This is a genomic window from Cupriavidus basilensis (assembly GCF_000876015.1).
GTDB lineage: Bacteria > Pseudomonadota > Gammaproteobacteria > Burkholderiales > Burkholderiaceae > Cupriavidus > Cupriavidus basilensis_B.
In genome coordinates, this window is record NZ_BBQM01000012.1 from 805,083 (window position 1) to 823,591 (window position 18,509).

14 protein-coding genes are annotated in these 18,509 nt (G+C 71.3%); 11 read left to right on the forward strand and 3 right to left on the reverse strand.

The features are described from left to right. Positions 1-242 precede the first annotated feature (242 nt). The 7 genes from KF708C_RS11360 to KF708C_RS11390 all read left to right on the forward strand — a co-directional run bounded on the left by KF708C_RS11360 (position 243) and on the right by KF708C_RS11390 (position 8,477). A complete protein-coding gene (locus tag KF708C_RS11360; RefSeq protein WP_059411826.1) occupies positions 243-2,264 on the forward strand; it encodes a LamG-like jellyroll fold domain-containing protein in 2,022 nt (673 codons plus the stop codon). A gap of 23 nt (positions 2,265-2,287) precedes the next feature. Further along, positions 2,288-2,476 (forward strand): hypothetical protein, encoded by a 189-nt coding sequence (locus KF708C_RS11365; RefSeq protein ID WP_020205752.1) that lies wholly within the window; start codon positions 2,288-2,290, stop codon positions 2,474-2,476. A 79-nt stretch (positions 2,477-2,555) separates the two neighbouring features. Then, a complete protein-coding gene (locus tag KF708C_RS11370) occupies positions 2,556-4,712 on the forward strand; it encodes a phosphocholine-specific phospholipase C (RefSeq protein ID WP_059411827.1) in 2,157 nt (718 codons plus the stop codon). Between the two features lie 188 nt (positions 4,713-4,900). Further along, positions 4,901-5,770 (forward strand): LysR substrate-binding domain-containing protein, encoded by an 870-nt coding sequence (locus KF708C_RS11375; RefSeq protein ID WP_020205750.1) that lies wholly within the window; start codon positions 4,901-4,903, stop codon positions 5,768-5,770. A 122-nt stretch (positions 5,771-5,892) separates the two neighbouring features. Further along, on the forward strand, positions 5,893-6,579 hold the full coding sequence (locus KF708C_RS11380; RefSeq protein ID WP_020205749.1) for an HAD family hydrolase: 687 nt from the start codon (positions 5,893-5,895) through the stop codon (positions 6,577-6,579). Between the two features lie 111 nt (positions 6,580-6,690). Beyond that, entirely contained in the window at positions 6,691-7,719 is a 1,029-nt protein-coding gene (locus KF708C_RS11385) for a M14 family zinc carboxypeptidase (protein WP_059411828.1), read from the forward strand. After that, positions 7,716-8,477 carry an alpha/beta fold hydrolase gene (locus KF708C_RS11390; RefSeq protein ID WP_059411829.1) on the forward strand — a complete coding sequence of 254 codons (762 nt, stop codon included), beginning with the start codon at positions 7,716-7,718 and terminating at the stop codon, positions 8,475-8,477. The genes KF708C_RS11385 and KF708C_RS11390 overlap by 4 nt, the downstream gene beginning before the upstream one ends. Before the next feature lie 10 nt (positions 8,478-8,487). Here KF708C_RS11390 and treF read toward each other — a convergent pair whose 3' ends face one another. The 3 genes from treF to KF708C_RS11405 form a co-directional block, all read right to left on the reverse strand. Continuing rightward, the gene (gene treF, locus KF708C_RS11395) at positions 8,488-10,152 is read right to left on the reverse strand and encodes an alpha,alpha-trehalase TreF (RefSeq protein WP_082079507.1); all 1,665 of its coding nucleotides are present in this window, start codon (positions 10,150-10,152) and stop codon (positions 8,488-8,490) included. A gap of 213 nt (positions 10,153-10,365) precedes the next feature. Next, the gene (locus tag KF708C_RS11400; protein ID WP_059411830.1) at positions 10,366-12,579 is read right to left on the reverse strand and encodes a putative bifunctional diguanylate cyclase/phosphodiesterase; all 2,214 of its coding nucleotides are present in this window, start codon (positions 12,577-12,579) and stop codon (positions 10,366-10,368) included. A gap of 578 nt (positions 12,580-13,157) precedes the next feature. Continuing rightward, the gene (locus tag KF708C_RS11405; RefSeq protein WP_020423952.1) at positions 13,158-13,622 is read right to left on the reverse strand and encodes a hypothetical protein; all 465 of its coding nucleotides are present in this window, start codon (positions 13,620-13,622) and stop codon (positions 13,158-13,160) included. 644 nt (positions 13,623-14,266) lie between these two features. On the opposite strand from KF708C_RS11405, the gene KF708C_RS11410 reads away from it, so the two are divergent. The 4 genes from KF708C_RS11410 to KF708C_RS11430 all read left to right on the forward strand — a co-directional run bounded on the left by KF708C_RS11410 (position 14,267) and on the right by KF708C_RS11430 (position 17,958). Further along, on the forward strand, positions 14,267-16,033 hold the full coding sequence (locus KF708C_RS11410) for an FAD-dependent oxidoreductase (RefSeq protein WP_059411831.1): 1,767 nt from the start codon (positions 14,267-14,269) through the stop codon (positions 16,031-16,033). 272 nt (positions 16,034-16,305) lie between these two features. Then, the gene (locus KF708C_RS11415) at positions 16,306-16,593 is read left to right on the forward strand and encodes a hypothetical protein (protein WP_029043731.1); all 288 of its coding nucleotides are present in this window, start codon (positions 16,306-16,308) and stop codon (positions 16,591-16,593) included. Between the two features lie 224 nt (positions 16,594-16,817). Next, a complete protein-coding gene (locus KF708C_RS11425) occupies positions 16,818-17,501 on the forward strand; it encodes an alpha/beta hydrolase (protein WP_059411833.1) in 684 nt (227 codons plus the stop codon). A gap of 61 nt (positions 17,502-17,562) precedes the next feature. After that, complete coding sequence (locus KF708C_RS11430) at positions 17,563-17,958, forward strand: hypothetical protein (protein WP_059411834.1); 396 nt, start codon at positions 17,563-17,565, stop codon at positions 17,956-17,958. Positions 17,959-18,509: the final 551 nt, after the last annotated feature.

Here is an 18,509-nt window from a genome sequence, read left to right on the forward strand (position 1 = left end):
ACCACCCAACGTCTCCCAACGCCCGCCTTCGCGCGGGCGTTTTGCTTTTCCGGATCGCCTCCGCACCCGGCCCGTGCCTGTTCCATCAGGAATACAAATGGGCGCATCAGCATTCTTTGCCTGCATGTCACCCGGCTGACAACCCCTTTTCTTACTCTGCCAACGCGTCACGGGGAGCGTGATCGGCAGCGCCGCGATGGCGGCGCGCGGCTTGAGAAACAACGGAAAAGAGGGAAGCAGACATGGCATGGAAACAGCAGGCACGCATGGCGTGCAGCCTGGCCCTGGCGGGCGTGGTGGCCGCGTGCGGCGGTGGTAGCGATGCGCCGGCGACGGCGGCCCCGGACCAGGGCGGCAGCGGCGGCGCCACGCCGGGCGCGGCCGGCAAGAAGATCCTGCTGGTCGGCGTGGACGGCGCCACCTACAGCCAGTTGCAGAATGCGCTGATCCAGCACGGCATGCCCAACCTGGCCACGCTGGCGATCACGCCGTCGTCCACGGGCGGCAGGCTGGGCACCATCAGCGAACAGGCGCCGCTCGACGCGCCGAGCTGGGCCACGGTGCTGACCGGCAACTGGCAGGACCGCCACGGCGTCACCGACGACCAGGCCGCCGCGGCCGGCCTGAAGGCCCCGAGCCTGTTCCAGTACCTGCGCGCGGCCAACACCGGCGCGACCCGGCAGCGCCTGGGCGCGGCCACCGGCGCGGCGGCGCTGCCGCTGCTGCTCAAGGCGGACGCCGCCGCCGGCAACCTCGATTCGCTGCGCGACTGCGCCTACGACGACAACTGCGTGACGCAGGAAGGCGTGAAGCTGGTGCAGTCCGGCTACGACGTGGTGTTCGCCCAGTACACCGCGCCCGACCTGGCCGCCGCGAGCCAGGGCTTCAACGGCGGCGCCTACGCCACCGCGCTGAGCGGCTTCGACCAGGCGCTCGGCAAGCTGCTGGCCGCCGTGCAGGCGCGCCGCCAGGCCAACCCCGGCGAAGACTGGCTGGTCGCCGTGACCGCCAGCCACGGGCTCGACGCCACCGGCGCCACCACCACGCTGCCCACGGTGGAAAACCGCACCGCGTTCATCGCGCTGAACAAGCCCTTCAACGCGCTCGCCGGCAACCTGCCCGCGGCGCCGGCCAACGCCGCCGCGCTCTCGGCCATGCCGAGCGAGGCCGACCTGCTGCCCACGCTGCTGGCGCACAGCGGCACCGCACTGCCGGCCGCCCAGTACAAGATCGACGGCGCCGCGCTGACCGGCGAGGCCGGCGCGCGCGCCATGAGCTCGGTGGTCGGCCAGTTCAGCAACACCCTGGTGCTGTCCTGGCAGAACCCCACCGCCGCGAGCGGCCCCATGACGCTGCTGCGCGACGGCGTGGTGATCGAGTCCGCGCTGCCCGCCGGCACCACCAGCTACGAGGACACCAAGCTCAACCCGCCCGACAGCGGCCTGTACCGCTACAACTACACGCTGGTGCGCAACGGCGTGCCCGTGTCCCTGCAGGCGCAGATCAACTACGTCAAGCCGATCGTGCTGGCCGACACGCTGCGCAACAACCTCGCCGCGTACTACAGCTTCGAGACGCTGCCCGCGCTCGATGCCAAGGGCACCACCACCATCGGCCCGTGGGTGGCCGGCACCGACGGCGGCTCGCTCGGCACCGACAACTTCGGCGCCAAGTCGCTGAAGGTCAACTCCAACATCGACGCCTACGTGCTCAAGCAGAGCGGCGCCGACATCGCGCTGTCGCCGCAGTTCACCATCGGCTTCTGGTTCAAGTCCGACTGCACGCAGGGCAACGGCACCGGCGAGCCGATCCTGTCGAACAAGAACTACGTGTCCGGCGCCAACGCGGGCATCGCCTTCGGCCTGTTCGGCAGTTGCGAGGTGCGCTTCAACATCGGCAGCGGCGGCAAGCGCGACGACATCCAGGGCATGACGTTCAGCGCCAACCAGTGGGCCTACCTGGCCCTGTCGGTCAACGCCACGGCCAAGACCTTCAGCGCCTACATCATCGACCCGGTGCTCGGCGTGCAGAAGACCGAGAACAAGGCCATCGCCAACACCGACGTGACCAAGCTGGGTGGCCTGGCGACCGGGCAGTGGGGCATCAACGACGATGCCACGCATGCCTACGTGCCCAACAACGGTGGCTCGCTCAAGGGCGTGATGGAGTTCAACGACCTGGCCATGTGGACGCGCCAGCTCAGCCTGTCCGAACTGCAGACCATCACCGGCTCGCGCCAGCCGCTGTCCACGCTCAACCCCTGATTCCCCCCAAGAGAGCCCGTCACATGAAGCCTTCCAAACCGATCCTCGCCCTGCCCGGCTGGCTGGCGGCCCTGGCGCTGTGCGCCGCGCTGACCGCCTGCGGCGGCGACGACAGCAGCCCCGCCGGCGCCCAGCAGCCCGCGCAACCGTCCCAGCCTTCGCAGCCGGGGCAGGAGCCCGCCGTCACGCCGAAACTGCGCTGCGCGCCCTGATGCGCCTGCCCGGCGCCACGCGCCGGGCCGCCATCGCACGCACCGATCCGCCGAACCAGCCTAGCCAGAACAGACAACGATGAGCCTTCACAGCAGACGCAACTTCCTCAAGATGGCCAGCGGCACCACCGCCGCGGCCGCGGCGCTGGCCGCCTTCCCGCCGTCGATCCGCCGCGCGCTGGCGATTCCCGCCAACAACGCCACCGGCACCATCCGCGACGTGGAGTACGTGGTGATCCTGATGCAGGAGAACCGTTCCTTCGACAACTACTTCGGCACGTTCAAGGGCGTGCGCGGCTTCGGCGAGCGGTTCCCGATCCCGCTGGCCGGCGGCCTCGACGTGTGGCAGCAGAGCTATACCAACCGCATCGTGCGCCCATACCACCTGGACAGCACGCAGGGCAACGCCCAGCGCGTCAACGGCACCCCGCACAGCTATCCCGACGCGCAGAACGCCTGGGACCTGGGCCGCATGAACAAGTGGCCGACCTACAAGAACACCCAGTCGATGGGCTACTACACCGAGGCCGAGCTGGGCTTCCAGTTCGCGCTGGCCAACGCCTTCACGCTGTGCGATGCGTACCACTGCAGCTTCCACGGCGGCACCAACACCAACCGCCTGTTCCACTGGACCGGCACCAACGATCCCACCGGCGCCCGCGGCGGCCCCGTGATCGACAACAGCGGCGACTCGATGGGCGCCTCCACCAGCGGCTACACCTGGACCACCTACCCGGAACGCCTGCAGGCCGCCGGCGTGAGCTGGAAGCTCTACCAGAACATGCCGGACAACTTCACCGACAACCCGCTGGCCGGCTTCGTGCAGTATCGCAAGGCCAACGAGGCCAAGGGCAACGCGGCCAACGGCAGCCCCTACACCGCGTACAGCGCGGCCACCGATGAAGCCATCAACCCGCTCATCAAAGGCATCGGCAATACCATGCCCGACAACGGCTTCCTGCAGTCGTTCAAGGACGACATCGCCGCCGGCACGCTGCCGCAGGTGTCGTGGATCGTGGCGCCGGCCAACTACTCCGAGCACCCCGGGCCTTCCAGCCCGGTGCAAGGCGCCTGGTACACGCAGGAAGTGCTCAACGCGCTGACCGCCAACCCGGACATCTGGAGCCGCACCGTCCTGCTGATCAACTTCGACGAGAACGACGGCTTCTTCGACCACGTGCCGCCGCCGTGCGCGCCCGCCTACGACAGCAACGGCGTGCTGGCCGGCAAGTCCACCATCGCCACCGACGGCGAGTACCACACCGACAAGCACCCCTACGGCCCCGGCCCGCGCGTGCCGATGTACGTGGTGTCGCCGTGGAGCCGCGGCGGCTGGGTCAACTCGCAGGTGTTCGACCACACCTCGGTGCTGCGCTTCCTCGAAGCCCGCTTCGGCGTGGCCGAGGCCAACATCAGCGCCTATCGCCGCGCCGTCTGCGGCGACCTGCTCTCGGCCTTCAACTTCGTCAGCCCGAACAGCGCGGCGCTGCCGGCCATCCCGGCCAGCACCAAGGCCGGCGCCGACGCCCTGCGCACCGCGCAGGAAGCGCAGGCGCAGGTGCCGGTGCCCAGCGAGAGCGCGCAGGCAGCCGCGCCGGCCAACCAGGAAGTCGGCCAGCGCCCGTCGCGCGCGCTGCCCTACGAGCTGCACGTGAGCGGGCGCGAGGACCCGGTGTCGCGCGCCATGTGGCTGCTGTTCAGCAACAGCGGCACCGCCGCCGCCGTGTTCCACGTGTACGACCGCCTGCACCTGGACCGCGTGCCGCGCCGCTACGCGGTCGAGCCCGGCAAGGAACTGCACGACAGCTGGGACGTCTACGCCGCCGACGGCGGCAAGTACGACCTGTGGATCACCGGCCCGAACGGCTTCCACCGCAGCTTCAAGGGCAATGTCAGCGCCGTGGCGGCCGCCGGCGGCACCGCGCCGGAAATCCGCGTGTGCTACGACGTGGCCAACGCCGCGGTCTACCTGACCATGATCAACACCGGCGCGGCGCCCTGCACCTTCACCGTCAAGCCGGGCGCCTACCGCGCCGACGGCCCGTGGTCGTTCGACATCCCGGCCGGCAAGCAGCTCGACCAGCACTGGCCGCTGAACCTGCAGGACAACTGGTACGACTTCGTCGTCACGGTGCCCCAGGGCGGCTTCCAGCGGCGCTTCGCCGGCCGCCTGGAAACCGGCGCGGACGGCAAGTCCGATCCCGCGCTGGGCATGCCGGCGCAGATCGTGACCTGAGCCCCGCCGCGCGGGCCGGGGCAGCGCGCCCCGGCCCGCGTCCGGCGCGCGTCCGCCCCCCCCCGCGGCTCCTATCGGGTCCACCCCCGGCCCGCCGTGCGGCGCCGCCCTGTCCGGCGGCGTTGCACGGAACTGTCACAAAGCGCCGCTAGACTGGCGCGCTTGCCTCATTCCCCACGGATTCCCCAATGCTCGGCGACCTGTTGACGACATTCTATGAAGTGGCGCGGCAGGGCAGCATCACCACCGCCGCCAAGCAGTTGCGCGTCAGCCAGCCCACCGTCACGGGCCGCATCCGCCAGCTCGAGGAGAGCTACGGCGTCGAACTGTTCTACCGGCGCGCCGGCCGCGTCGACCTCAGCGACGTGGGCGTGGCGCTGATGCCGGTGGTCGAGCAGCTCATGCAGCACGAAGGCAGCGCGGATTTCCTGCTGCGCAACGCCGGCAACCTGCACCTGGGCAACCTGCGCATCGGCGCCACCGGCCCCTACTACATCCTGCCCAGCGTGGCGGCGTTCCGCGAGCGCCATCCGGCCATCGAGATCAGCCTCGACATCGGCAACTCGCAGCAGATGCTGGACGCGCTGTTCGAGTACCGCATCGACGTCGCGGTGTCCTCGCACGCCGTGGACGACGAGCGCCTGGCCCGCATCACGCTGGCGTCCGACCCGATGGTGCTGGTGGTTCATCCCGGCCACGCGCTGGCGCGCGCGCCCAGCGTCAGCCTGGAGCAGATCGCCGCCTGCCACCTGCTGATCCGCGAGCACGGCTCGATGACGCGCAAGGCGGTCGAGACCGCGCTGGAGAAGGCCGGCCTGCGGCTGCCGTCGAGCACCGTGATCGGCAGCCGCGAGGCCATCTACGAAGCCATCCGCCAGGGCCTCGGCGCGAGCGTGGTGCCGCTGGGCGAAGTCCCGCGCGATGCCGGCCTGTGCGCGGTGCCCTTCTCCAGCCAGCCGCCGATCCTGCACGAGTACCTGTACTGCCTGCAGGGCCGCACCCACACGCGCCTGATCGGCGCGTTCCTGGAGTGCCTCGCGCCGCGCGCGGCGGCATGAGCGAACGCGCGGCCGGCGCGGCGCAAATACGCCGATAGCCGTATCGGAATTCTTGCGCCGCGCATCATCGGCGAGTCACCGCGCCTGCGCATGCTTTCCGGTTTTCCGACCGGAGACGGCGCATGTCCTGCCTTGCCTTGTTTGACCTCGACCACACCCTGCTACCGCTCGACAGCGAATACGAATGGGCGCGCTACCTGGTGGCGGCCGGCGCGGCCGACGCGCGCGAGGTCGAGGCCAACAACGCGCTCTGGCTGGCCGAGTACGGCGCCGGGCGGCTCGACTTCCACCGCCACGCGGGCTTCGCCCTCGGCCTGCTGGCGCGCCATCCACGCGCGCGCCTGGAAGCGCTGCGCGACGGCTTCATGCGCGAGGTCATCGCGCCGGCCATCCTCCCCGAAGCGCTCGCGCTGCTGGCGCGCCACCGCGAGGCCGGCGACCTGTGCTGCATCGTCACCGCGACCTGCCGCTTCGTCACCGAGCCGATCGCCGCGGCGCTCGGCGTCGCGCACCTGGTCGCGGTGGAGGCCGCGTGCGACGCGCGCGGCGAGTTCACCGGCGCCGTGCAGGGCGTGCCGAGCTTCGGCGCGGGCAAGATCGAGCGCGTCGCGCAGTGGCTGGCCGCGCTCGGGCTGTCGTGGGACGGCTTCGAGCGCACCGCGTTCTACAGCGACTCCCGCAACGACATCCCGCTGCTGGAGGCGGTGAGCCACCCGGTCGCCACCAACCCGGACATGGCGCTGGGCGAGCTGGCCGCGGCGCGCGGCTGGGCGGTGCTGGAGCTGTTCGCGGAAGAAATGGCCGGCTAGGCCAGCCGCACGCCCCCGCGCCCGGCGCGCGGCGGCGTCACGGGGATTTCATATTCGCGGCGGATGATGGGAGGCACGCCCGCTTGCCTGGACCCGGATCTGCCCTCGCCCATGCCCCCGCCCGCCGCCGACGGTTTCGCCGAGATGCGGCAACTGGAAGCCATCCTCGAAGCCGGCGCACATCGCCTCGATGTCTGCCGCGTCGGCGAGGTCGACGCGGGCGGTCGGCGCTTCCCCCTCTACACCGCCGGCATCGGCTCGGACGACCCGCGCGCGCCGGCGATCGGCTTCTTTGCCGGCATCCACGGCCTGGAGCGCATCGGCACCCACCTGCTGCTCGACTACATGCGCATGCTGCTGTGGCGGCTGGAGTGGGACGACCTGCTCGAGCGGCAGTTGCAGTCGGTGCGGCTGTTGTTCATGCCCATCGTCAATCCCGGCGGCATGTGGGCCTACCGGCGCGCCAACCCCAACGGCGTGGACCTGATGCGCAACGCGCCGCAGGATGCCGATGGCCGCGTGCCGCTGCTGGCCGGCGGCCAGCGGCTGGGCGCGTGGCTGCCGTGGTACCGCGGCAGGCTGGGCGCGCCGATGGAGCAGGAAAGCCAGGCCATGCTGCGCGTGGTGGCGCAGCAGTTGCAGCAGCGCCCGCTGAGCTTCGCGCTGGACTGCCACTCGGGCTACGGCTGGGGCGACAGCATCTGGTTTCCCTACGCGCGCACCGCGGCGCCGATGGCGCACCTGCCGGAAATGTTCGCGCTCAAGACCATGTTCGAGCAGGCCCACCCGCACCACGGCTACGCCTTCGAGCCGCAGAGCCACCAGTACCTGCTGCACGGCGACCTGTGGGACTGGGCCTACGACCACACCCCGGCGCCCAACATCTTCCTGCCGATGACGCTCGAGCTGGGCTCATGGCTGTGGATCAAGAAAAACCCGCGGCAACTGTTCTCGCGCCACGGCTTCTTCAACCCGGTCAAGGCGCACCGCACCGAGCGCGTGCTGCGCCGCCACGCCAACCTGCTCGACTTCCTCGGGCGCGTGGCCTACGCGCCCGAGCGCTGGCTGCCGCAGGGCGAGCGGCGCGCGCAGCTGCTGGCGCTGGCCACCGCGCAATGGCAAGGCAGGCCACCCCGATGAGCGACTGGATCCTGCTGCGCGGCCTCACGCGCGAAGCGCGCCACTGGGGCGCCCTGCCCGCCGCGCTGCAGGCGCGCTGCGGCATCGCGCGCATGACGCTGCTGGACCTGCCCGGCAACGGCGCGCAGGCGGCGGTGCGCGCGCCGCCAGATGTGGCGGCGATGGTCGAGCACGTGCGCGCCGGCGCGCGCCGGCAGGCGCTGGCGCCGCCCTACCGCGTGCTGGCGATGTCGCTGGGCGCGATGGTGGCGGCGGAATGGGCGCGGCGCTATCCGCGGGAGATCGGCGCGCTGGTGCTGGTCAACACCAGCATGCGGCCGTTCGGCAGCGTGGCGCAGCGGCTGCGCCCGCGCAACTGGCCGGCGCTGGCCGGCATGGCGCTGCGCTGGCATGACGGCCCCTATTGCGAGCGCACCATCCATCGCCTCACCTGCAATGCCGTCGCCACGCGAGAGACCGACGTGGCCGCCTGGAGCGCGATCCGCGCCAGCGCCCCGGTCAGCCGCGGCAACGCGCTGCGGCAGTTGTGGGCGGCGGCGCGCTACCGCGCCGGCGCGGCGCCGCCGTCCTGCCCCACGCTGCTGGTGTCGTCGACCGCCGACCATCTGGTGGATCCGGCCTGCTCGGCACGGCTGGCGGCGGCGTGGGGCGTGCGGCACCGCTGGCACCCGTGGGCCGGCCACGACCTGCCGCACGACGACCCGGCCTGGCTGGCCGCCACTGTGGCGCACTGGCTCGGCGAGACCGGCGCGGCCTAACGCCGGCCGGTCAACCGTGCTCGCCCGCGCGCGAGGTGCACGCCGCGTGGACGGGATGCTGCGCCATCAGCCGGCGCACCACGCCGTTGGTCCAGCCGAAGCCGTCCTGCAGCGGATACTCGCCGCCCCCGCCGCCCACCGCGCCGTGCGGCGCCGGGCGCAGCGCGTACTTCTCCACCAGCTTGCACTCGCGGCGGTAGAGGCTGGCCACGGTATGCAGCCAGCGGTGCGCGATCTCGCGCGCCAGCGCATGCTGCCCGTGGCGCGCAAACCCGCCGATGGCCAGCCATTGCAGCGGCGCCCAGCCGTTGGGCTGGTCCCACTGCTCGCCGCTGATGCGCTCGGTGGTGGCGATGCCGCCGGGCAGCAGCAGGCGCGCGGCCACGGTGCGCGCCAGCAGCGCCGCCTGCGCCGGGCTGGCCGCGTCCACGTAGAGCGGCATCACGGTGGCCGCGGTCAGGCCGGCGCGCGGGCAATGGCGCTGCCAGTCGAAATCGAACCACGCGCCTGCGGCCTCGTTCCACATCAGGCGGTCGATGGCGCCGCGCCGCGCCCGCGCGCGCGCCAGGAAGTCCGGCGCGTCGGGGTCGCCGGCGGCGGCGGCCAGCTCCGCCAGCTTGGTTTCCAGCTTGTACAGCAGGCAGTTGAGGTCGACCGGCAGGATGGCCGTGGTGCGCACCGTCTCCAGCCCGCCGCCGGGGTCCTGCCAGCGCGAGCTGAAGTCCCAGCCCGATTCGGCCGCCGCGCGCAGGTCGCGGTAGACCTCGGGCGCGGGGCGCGATGACGACGCGGCGGTGGCCACGTCCTCGATGTAGGCTTCCTCGCGCGGCGTGTCGCGCTCGTCCCAATAGCGGTTGAGCAGGCTGCCGTCGGCGAGCCGGACCACGCGCCGGCATGCCTGGCCCGGCGCCAGGTGCTCGGCGCCGCGCATCCAGAACGCATGTTCCTTGCGCAGCTGCGGCAGGTAGGCCAGTTCGGGCTGCACGCCGTGGTCCTCGAACAGTTCCACCATCAGCGCGAACACGGGCGGCTGCGAGCGGCTCAGGTAGTAGGTGCGCGTGCCGTTGGGGATCACGCCGTAGGTGTCGAGCAGGTACGAGAAATTGGCCGCCATGCCGTGCAGCAGGCCGTGCCGGCCGCTGGCGGCGAGGCCCAGCATGGTGAAGTAGGAATCCCAGTAGTACAGCTCGGTGAAGCGCCCGCCCGGCACCACGTAGGCATGGGGCAGCGGCAGCAGCGAGCCTTGCGGCGGGTGCGCGGACGGGTGGCGCGTGAGCACTTCCCAGAGGCCGTCGATATGGTCGCCGAGCGTCTGCGCCCGGTCAGAGACATAGCTGCTGCGCGGCACCTGCGGCAGCGCGAAGTGCGCCCGCACGAACGCCGCGAGGTCGAAGCCGGCGGCGCCCGCGCGGGCGCGGTAGACCGCCAGGATCGCGGCCGGGTCCTGGCGCGGCATGGCGTCGGTGAAGGTCTTGCTGTCGTCGAACACGCGCCCCGTCTGCACGGCGACGAACAGTTCCTGGTAGCGGTCGGCGGGGGTGAGCGGATCGGCGTGGGGACAGCCCTGCAGGCGGTGCGGGACGACATGGTGGCCGCCGGTGCGGTCGGCCACCTCGCGCACGCGGCCCGCGTGCGGCAGCCCGGCCGCGGCGGCGGTGCGGGGACGGTTCTTCATGGCTGGCCTGCGCCGCCGCGTTCCGGCGCGCTGGTGATCCGTGCTGGCATTCCCGCTCCCGCTGCTTGTCCGCGCGGCGGCCCGGGCGGCCGCCGATAAGGCATCAGAGTGCGGCCCGGCGGGCGAGTTCCGGCGCGCCGGCGGGCGCGGCAGGCACGGCGGCGCGGCGCGCCTCGCGCATCACTCCCGCATCACTCCCATGCTGTTCGCGCGTCAGCGTTGCCCGGCGCGCGCCGCATGGGCGCGGCGAAAGTCCTCGAACGGCAGTGGCCGGCCAAGCAGCACGCCCTGCGCCTGGTCGCAGCCTTCGGCGCGCAGCAGGCGCAGCTGGTCGGCGGTTTCCACGCCCTCGGCCAGCACCGGGATGGCCAGGCTGCGGCCGAGCGCGAGGATGGCGCGGATGATGGCCCGGGCCTGCCGGTCGGCGGCGATCTCGGCGATGAAGGTGCGGTCGAGCTTGATCTTGTCGAACGGGAACGAGCGCAGGATGTCCAGCGACGAATAACCGGTGCCGAAGTCGTCGATGGCGATGGTCACGCCCAGCGCCTGGATGCGGCGCAGGATGTCCAGCGCGCGCGCCTTGTCGCCGATGATGGTGGACTCGGTGATTTCCAGTTCGAGCCGGCCCGCTTCCAGCCCGGTTTCTTCCAGGATGCCCGTCACCAGCCGGACCAGGTTGCCGTGGATGATCTGCACCGGCGACAGATTGACCGAGATCTTGCGCGGCGCGTCCCAGTGCGCGGCCGCGCGGCAGGCGCTGCGCAGCACCCACTCGCCGATCGGCAGGATGGCGCCGCAGGTCTCGGCCAGCGGGATGAAGCTGTCCGGCGTGATCAGCCCGCGCGCGGGATGCCGCCAGCGCAGCAGGGCCTCGCAGCCGATCGCCGCGCCGCTGGCGATGGCGGTCTGCACCTGGTAGTCCAGCACGAACTGGTCGGCGGTGATGGCCATCCACAGCTCGCCGGCGAGCGTGCGGCGCTCGCGCTCGGCCTCGTCCATGCGGCTTTCGTAGAAGCAGATCGACTCCGACAGGCTGCCCTTGGCGCGGCGCATGGCCAGCCCGGCGTTGGCGGCAAGCTGTTCGGCGCGGGTGCCGTCGCCGGGAAAGACCGCGACGCCGATGCTGGCCCCGGCGGTCAGCTCGAAGCCGTCCAGGCGCACCGGCTCGCTCAGGCACGTCACCAGCCGCGCGATGAACTCGCTCAGCTCGGGCTGCTGCGCGAAGCGCTTGACGGCCATGAACTCGTCGCCGCCCACGCGCGCGATGAACTCGCCCGCGTCGAGCTGCGCGGCGATGCGCCCGGACACCGCGCGCAGCACGGTGTCGCCGGCGGCGTGTCCATAGAGGTCGTTGATTTCGCGGAAGCGGTCCAGGTCGATGCCGAGCACGGCCACCCGGCTGCCCTGCTTGCGCGCGCGCGGCAGCTCCTCGTCGAGGTGGTCGATGAAGAAGCTGCGGTTGGGCAGGCCGGTCAGCCCGTCGTGGCGGGCCATGTGGTGGATGGTGGCCTCGATGCGGCGCTGCTCGGTGATGTCCTCGCAGGTCGTGACCCAGGCGCCGTCGGCCAGCGTGCTGTGCGACAGCGCGATGGCGCGCCCGTCGGGCAGCGCTTCCACGCTGCGCCAGCGCGGCTGCCGGCGCAGGATGTCGAGGTGCCGCTCGGCCAGCGCCTGCGCGTAGGGCTCGGCGCGGGCCTCGGGTGGCACGGCGTGGGCGGACGGGGTGGACTGGGCCGCCGCGGTGGACTGGGCCGCCGCGGTGGACTGGGCCGCCGCGGTGGACTGCGTGGACAGCCGGCCCGCCGGCGCGCCGGGCGCGGCGGCCTCGCTCGCGCGCGCGCCGGTCATGGCGCGGCACACGTCGAGGAAACCGGCGCCGGGCGCCAGCCCGCCGGCGGCCGCGCCGAAGATCGCCTCCATGCGCCGGTTGGCCAGCACCAGCGTGCCGTGCGCGTCGAACATGCACAGGCCCTGCGACATGTTCTGCAGTGCCAGGTCCAGCTTGCGCGTGACCTCGGCCAGGCGCTCGGCGTCGGCCTTCTGCTGCGTCATGTCGCGCGTGATCTTGGCGTAGCCGAGCAGGCGGCCGGCGCGGTCGTGGATGGGGGTGAGCAGCACGTGCGCCCAGAAGCGGCTGCCGTCCTTGCGCACGCGCCAGGCGCCGGCCACCTCGCAGCGGCCCAGCTCGCGGGCCCGCTGCAGGGCCTGCCCGGGCAGGCCGGCGGCGCGGTCCTCGGGCGTGTAGAAGCGGGAAAAATGGCTGCCCAGGATTTCCTCGCGCGCATAGCCCTTGGCGCGCTGCGCGCCGGCATTCCAGCTGCTGACGCTGCCGGACGGATCGAGTGCGTAGATCGCGTAGTCGGTCACGCCCTGGATGAGCAGGCGAACGAGTTCCGTCTCGGCGGGCGGACCTTGGATAGGCGGCATGAATGGTGTCGGCGTTATCTGTTTATGCCGCCCGGACACGCACTCGCCCCTGGCGGGACGAGTCCCTTGCGCGTGCAGGCGGAGGGTCGCGCCGGCGCTGCCTTTGCGCCGGTCGCCTACGGGGGATAACGGCAGCGCGCCGCGGAAATTTACCCTGGGGCGGCCCGGCCGCGGCCGGGGACGGCGGTCACGCGCGCGCGCCGTTTCGCGCCGGGCACGCTCCCGGCGCGGAACATGGAACGCGCCTCCCGTGGATCACGAGGCAGGCCCGCGCAGGCCAGGAGGCGGGAAAACGCACGACGGATTCGCGGCGCCGAAAGAATGGCGCAAGAAAAACGGCGTGCCGGCAAAGGGCACGCCGTCGGGGGACTGCGGCGAGGCAGGTCAGGCGGGAAGAGTCTGCGCTACCAGAGTGACCATCGAGCCACTGGCGACACAGACCAGGGCCCAGCCTGCCAGCAGACGGAAACTCTGCCAACGGCTCATGATGCGCTCCTGGTATCCGCGCGCCGCCAGGGCGGCGCGACGGGGTGAATCGGGGTCGGCGTCAGGCGCTGTCCTGCCTGCCGCCGGGTGCCTCAGGCGTTGGCGCCGTCGAGGTAGGGATCGGCCTTGCCGCTGCGGGCGCCGTCGTAGAACGGGTTGCGCTTGCCGTTGCCGCGCGCGCCGTCGGTGTACGGGTCGGCGCTGCGGGCGGGTTCGGCCGACACGCCGCTGCGATCGAGGCCGGCCACCATGCGGGCGCCGTCGGTGTACGGATCAGCGCTGCGGGCCGGTTCGGCCGACACGCCGCTGCGGTCGAGGCCGGCCACGGTGCTGGCGCGGGCGCCTTCCGTGAACGGGTCGAACTTGCCGGTGCGGGCGCCTTCGGTGAACGGGTCGAACTTGCCGCTGCGCGCGCCGTCGGTATAGGCGTCGCGCACGCGGTAGTTGTAGCCGTACTTGTCGGCGGGGACGGTGCCGGCCTGCGCGGCGCCGGTGGCGAAAGCCGCGGCAAGGGTGGCGGCGGTGAGCAGGGACTTGGCAAGAAGCTTGGCGTTCATGATGTTCTCCAATCGAAGCATGGGTCCGGGGGTCTGCACTGGCCGCGGGGACCGGGATTTATCCGGGAAGCCGTCCGTCTTGCCCGATTCGCGCTTTATCTATTGATAGGTAGACAAGCAGGGCAAAAAAAATGACTTCCGTCTTTGTTGCTGTTTGCTGCACTGGACGCCGGTGCCGGGTGGGCCTTGCTGCACTGCCGTTACCGTGGCGCCGCATCCATGAGACGAATCTTATCTATCTGTAGGTAGATAGTCAAGGGTTTTCACCAGGTTGTTTTAGAAATCCTTTTCAGGTGCGCCCGGCAACGCTTTGTGCGCCGCGCCCGGCATGCCCCGGGCCGGAGTGCCGGCGCCGGCCCGCCCTCCGCCCGCCCACCTCCCGCTCGCCGCCGGGCCGGCGCCGGCGCAACTGGCATCGCCGCCCTCGCCCGCTTGTACTAGGCTTGGCATGTCGGGCGACATCGGGGCAGCGCCGGGGCGGACACGCCGGCCTCCGCCGCCTGCGCCGGGTGCGCGCGGGCAGACATCGGCGCCAAGGGGGATTGCCGCAGTGCGGCATCGCGTGCAAACTGCCCCACGCACCTGCAGCACCCGCATCCATCCGCGCCGCGCATGCCGCGGCGCTCCCGGGAGGCCATACCGTCATGAGCGCAGAGCATTCCACCGGCAGCATCGGGACGAACCATCCGCAGGTCATGCCGCCGCCCGGCCAGGCCCTCGAGCCGGACCCGGCGGCGGCGGCGTTTTCCCCGATGGAGTCGCGCCGCCACCAGATGTTTCCCCGGCTCACGGACGCGGAGATCGCGCGGCTGCATCAGTTCGGCACGGTGCGGCAGTGGCGCGCCGGCGAATTCCTGTTCCGCATCGGCGAGTCCGCGCATGGCATGACGGTGCTGCTCAAGGGCCGCGTGCGCATCCAGCAGCGCGACGCGCTGGACCGCGCCAGCCTGGTCGGCGAGCATGGCCCCGGCTACTTCCTGGCCGAAGTGGGCCAGTTGTCGGGCAAGCCGGCCATCGTCGACGGCGAAGCGATCGAGGACGTCGAGGCCATCGCGATTCCGCCCGAGCGGCTGCGCGCGCTGCTGGTGGCCGAGGCCGAGCTGGGCGAGCGCATCATGCGCGCGCTGATCCTGCGCCGCGTGGGCCTGATCGAGCGCGGCAAGGGCCCCACGCTGCTGGGCCGCAGCAGCGAGCCCAAGCTGCTGCACCTGCAGGCCTTCCTGCGCCGCAACGGCTATCCGCACACCGTGGTCGACGCCGACACCGATCCCGATGCCGGCGCCCTGCTCGAATTCAGCGGCGCCTCGCCCGGCGATTTCCCGCTCGTGATCTGCCCCGGCGGCGCCGTGCTGCGCGCGCCCGACCCGGGCCAGCTTGCCACCTGCCTCGGGCTGGTGCCGGAGTTCGACCCGGACCATGTCTACGACGTGGTGGTGGTCGGCGCCGGGCCCGCCGGCCTGGCCACCGCGGTGTACGCCGCCTCGGAAGGCCTCTCGGTGGCGGTGTTCGACTCGCTCTCGCCCGGCGGGCAGGCCGGCGCCAGCTCGCGCATCGAGAACTATCTCGGCTTTCCCACCGGCATCTCGGGCCAGGCACTGGCCGGGCGCGCGTTCGTGCAGGCGCAGAAGTTCGGCGCGCACCTCGCCATCCCGCTGCAGGTGGTGGCGCTGCATTGCGGGGAACACCCGCAGCGCATCGAACTGGACGACGGCCGCCAGATCCCCGCGCGCACGGTGGTGATCGCCAGCGGCGCGGCCTACCGCCATCCGTCCATCGCCGCGCTCGAGCGCTTCGAAGGCCGCGGCGTCTACTACTGGGCCTCGCCGGTGGAAGCGCGCCTGTGCAACAGCGAAGAGGTGATGCTGGTCGGCGGCGGCAATTCCGCCGGACAGGCCGCGGTATTCCTGGCCGCGCACGCCAGCCGCGTGCACATCCTGGTGCGCGGGCCGGGCCTGGAGGCCAGCATGTCGCGCTACCTGATCGAGCGCATCGCGGCCCAGCCCAACATCGAGCTGCACACGGGCGCGGAAATCACCACGCTGGCCGGCGACGAGCGCCTGGCCGGCATCGGCTTCCGCTCGCGCGACACGGACCAGGTCACGCACCTGCCGATCCGCCACCTGTTCCTGTTCATCGGCGCCGATCCCAACACCGCATGGCTGCGCACCTGCAACGTGCGCGTGGACGAGAAGGGATTCGTGCTGACCGGCGCCGACACGCCGCACGAAGGGCCGGGGCCGGCCTCGGCGCTGGAGACCAGCGTGCCGGGCGTGTTCGCGATCGGCGACGTGCGCTCCAACTCCACCAAGCGCGTGGCCGCGGCGGTGGGCGAAGGCGCGGCCGTGGTGGCGCAGATCCATGCCTACCTGGCCAGGCTGGCGCGGCCGGAGGCGGGCACGCTGGCGATGTAGGCGCCGATGCGGGGATCACAATGCGGGGATCGATACGGGGCCGATATGAAGTCGATGCGGGGCCAATGCGGGGCCGATGCGGAGGCCCGCAGCCCGCCCGATTCGTCCGGACATAGGCCCGGGTAGCCGGCCAATAAATCTACTCCTGCCGCATGGCGCCCGCAATCGACCTTGTGGACGGCATGCGACAAAACCTGAAATGCGTGTTTCTTGACTATATTGGAAGCAATGGCAGGCGCTTCAATTCGAGGCCGTTTTTTGGGAGGTATGCCATGCGTTCGCTTGCAGACATGTTTAGTCCGCCCACCCCGGAGAAAATCGCAGCAAGAGAATTGCAGCAAATGCGCCTGACGTTGTTCCAGGCCGAGCGTCGTCTGCTCGAAGCACAGATGCAGGTCGACTACTACCGCGACCTGGTCGCCTTCCTCGAAGATGTGTCCGCCACCGGCGTCGAGAACGTGGTGGACAAGCGGCGCGCCCCCGGCAGCGCCGAGCCCTCGCTGGCCCCGCGCAGCGCGCCGGGCCTCGTCACCATACCAGCGGTTCCTTCGGCAGCCTGACGCGCGGCATGCCGGCGCCCCGGTGCCGGCATGCGCGGTGCCGCGTCCGCGCCAGCGCGCGCCACGCCTGGCGCGCCGCCGTCGTGCGTTGTCGCGCATTGTCGTGCGCGGTGCCGTCATGGCGCGCGCGGCGCGCCGGCGCGTGCCGCCGCCATGCGATACTGGCCGCCTTGCGCGGCGGGGCCGCGCCATCGCCGCCGCGCGGCGCCAACCGGAATCCCGACATGAGCGAGCTGCTGCCATCCATTGAAATCGAAAGCGCGCCGTCGCCCACGTGGTCCGTGATCTGGCTGCACGGGCTGGGCGCCGACGGCAGCGATTTCGCGCCGGTGGTGCCCGACCTCGGACTCGGCCCCGCCCCCGCGGTGCGCTTCGTCTTTCCGCACGCGCCAGCCATCCCCGTGACCTGCAACGGCGGCTACGTCATGCCCGCGTGGTACGACATCGCCTCGCTCGACGACGCGCGCAGCCACTGCGACGAGGCCGGCATCCGCGCCTCGCGCGAGGCCGTCCGCGCGCTGATCGCGCGCGAGAACCAGCGCGGCGTGCCCAGTCATCGCGTGGTGCTGGCGGGCTTCTCGCAGGGCGGCGCCATCGCCTACACCGCGGGCCTCACGCATCCCGAGGCGCTCGGCGGCATCGTCGCGCTGTCCACCTACATCCCGTCGCCGGCGCTGCTGGCCGCGGAGTTCAGCGAAGCCAACCGCGCCACGCCCGTGTTCGCCGCGCACGGCGTCGAGGACGACGTGGTGCCGGTGCCGCTCGGCATGCTCGCGCGCGACACCGTGCGGCAGCACGGCTGCCCGGTCGAATGGCACGCCTATCCCATGCCGCATACGGTCTGCATGGAAGAGATCGCGGCGATCGGCGCCTGGCTGAACGCGCGCTTCGCCGCGGCCGCGGCCTGACCCGGAGCCGCGCCGGCCGCGTCGTGGTAGTCTCGCGGCCATTGCCTTTCTTGCCCACCCGATGAAAACCACGCCACCCGGCACCGACGCCCCCGCCACCCCCCAGCCCCGCATCGACTTCGATACGCGCAAGGCGCTGCTGTTCGCGCTGACCGCGGAACGCCTGTCGGCCTATTACGAACACGGCCAGTGGATGACCGATGGCCAGGGCGCGACCCTGGCCGGGCTCTGGCTGTCACGCTCGAAACTGCAGCTCGCGCTGGCCGAGCGCCGGCTGCTGTCGCAGCTCAGCGACGACTTCGCGCGGCAACTGGCGGGCACGCTGTCGCGCGAGGCGGGGCTGTATGTGTCTCACGACATGATGGAAGCGCTTGACCCCAATTATCAGTCTGCGGTCGCGCACGATATGTTGGATGAGTGTGCGAGGTTGTTGCGGGAGAATGGGGTTATGGAGTGATTCAAGTGTGCTGGCCGCAGTGGGCCTTGGCGGCTTGGGCTTTGGCTGGCTGTTTGGTGGTGTCAAGTCTGCTGGCCGCTGTGGGCCTGGCGGCTTGGGCTTGATTGGCTGTTTGGAGGCATTAAGTCTGCTGGCCGCCGTGGGCCTGGCGGCTTGGGCTTGATTGGCTGTTTGGGGGTGTCAAGTCTGCTGGTCGCTGCGGGCCTGGCGGCTTGGGCTTGGTAGCCCGTTCGCACACATGTAAGTGTCACTTTTCTTTTCTCGAAAAGAAAAGTAACCAAAAGAAAGCGATTCTTGCAGAAGGCTGGGCGCTCAGACTTCAGGTCTGATGGTGGTTTCGTGGTGGGCGCGTTGGCTTCGATACGACTGCTGACGCTACCGGCACAGGCCGCGGCGCCATCCCGGATGCGGTCGTTTCACATTCCGGCTCCATGATGGCCGAGGCCCGCTCCGTTCGGGCTTCTGCCGTTACCGACTCAAGCGGTCACGACATAGCGCTCTCGTGTTTTCGTGGTGGGCGCGGTGGACCCGGCGCGGGTGTGTTGGGTTTC

What these genes read in the sequence shown, in the direction of transcription:
- KF708C_RS11405 (WP_020423952.1), bottom strand. Translation starts at nt 13,622, where the DNA reads ATGAACGCCAAGCTTCTTGCCAAGTCCCTGCTCACCGCCGCCACCCTT.
- KF708C_RS11385 (WP_059411828.1), top strand. Translation starts at nt 6,691, where the DNA reads ATGCCCCCGCCCGCCGCCGACGGTTTCGCCGAGATGCGGCAACTGGAA.
- KF708C_RS11365 (WP_020205752.1), top strand. Translation starts at nt 2,288, where the DNA reads ATGAAGCCTTCCAAACCGATCCTCGCCCTGCCCGGCTGGCTGGCGGCC.
- KF708C_RS11425 (WP_059411833.1), top strand. Translation starts at nt 16,818, where the DNA reads ATGAGCGAGCTGCTGCCATCCATTGAAATCGAAAGCGCGCCGTCGCCC.
- KF708C_RS11360 (WP_059411826.1), top strand. Translation starts at nt 243, where the DNA reads ATGGCATGGAAACAGCAGGCACGCATGGCGTGCAGCCTGGCCCTGGCG.
- KF708C_RS11415 (WP_029043731.1), top strand. Translation starts at nt 16,306, where the DNA reads ATGCGTTCGCTTGCAGACATGTTTAGTCCGCCCACCCCGGAGAAAATC.
- KF708C_RS11400 (WP_059411830.1), bottom strand. Translation starts at nt 12,579, where the DNA reads ATGCCGCCTATCCAAGGTCCGCCCGCCGAGACGGAACTCGTTCGCCTG.
- KF708C_RS11375 (WP_020205750.1), top strand. Translation starts at nt 4,901, where the DNA reads ATGCTCGGCGACCTGTTGACGACATTCTATGAAGTGGCGCGGCAGGGC.
- KF708C_RS11390 (WP_059411829.1), top strand. Translation starts at nt 7,716, where the DNA reads ATGAGCGACTGGATCCTGCTGCGCGGCCTCACGCGCGAAGCGCGCCAC.
- treF (WP_082079507.1), bottom strand. Translation starts at nt 10,152, where the DNA reads ATGAAGAACCGTCCCCGCACCGCCGCCGCGGCCGGGCTGCCGCACGCG.
- KF708C_RS11430 (WP_059411834.1), top strand. Translation starts at nt 17,563, where the DNA reads ATGAAAACCACGCCACCCGGCACCGACGCCCCCGCCACCCCCCAGCCC.
- KF708C_RS11370 (WP_059411827.1), top strand. Translation starts at nt 2,556, where the DNA reads ATGAGCCTTCACAGCAGACGCAACTTCCTCAAGATGGCCAGCGGCACC.
- KF708C_RS11410 (WP_059411831.1), top strand. Translation starts at nt 14,267, where the DNA reads ATGAGCGCAGAGCATTCCACCGGCAGCATCGGGACGAACCATCCGCAG.
- KF708C_RS11380 (WP_020205749.1), top strand. Translation starts at nt 5,893, where the DNA reads ATGTCCTGCCTTGCCTTGTTTGACCTCGACCACACCCTGCTACCGCTC.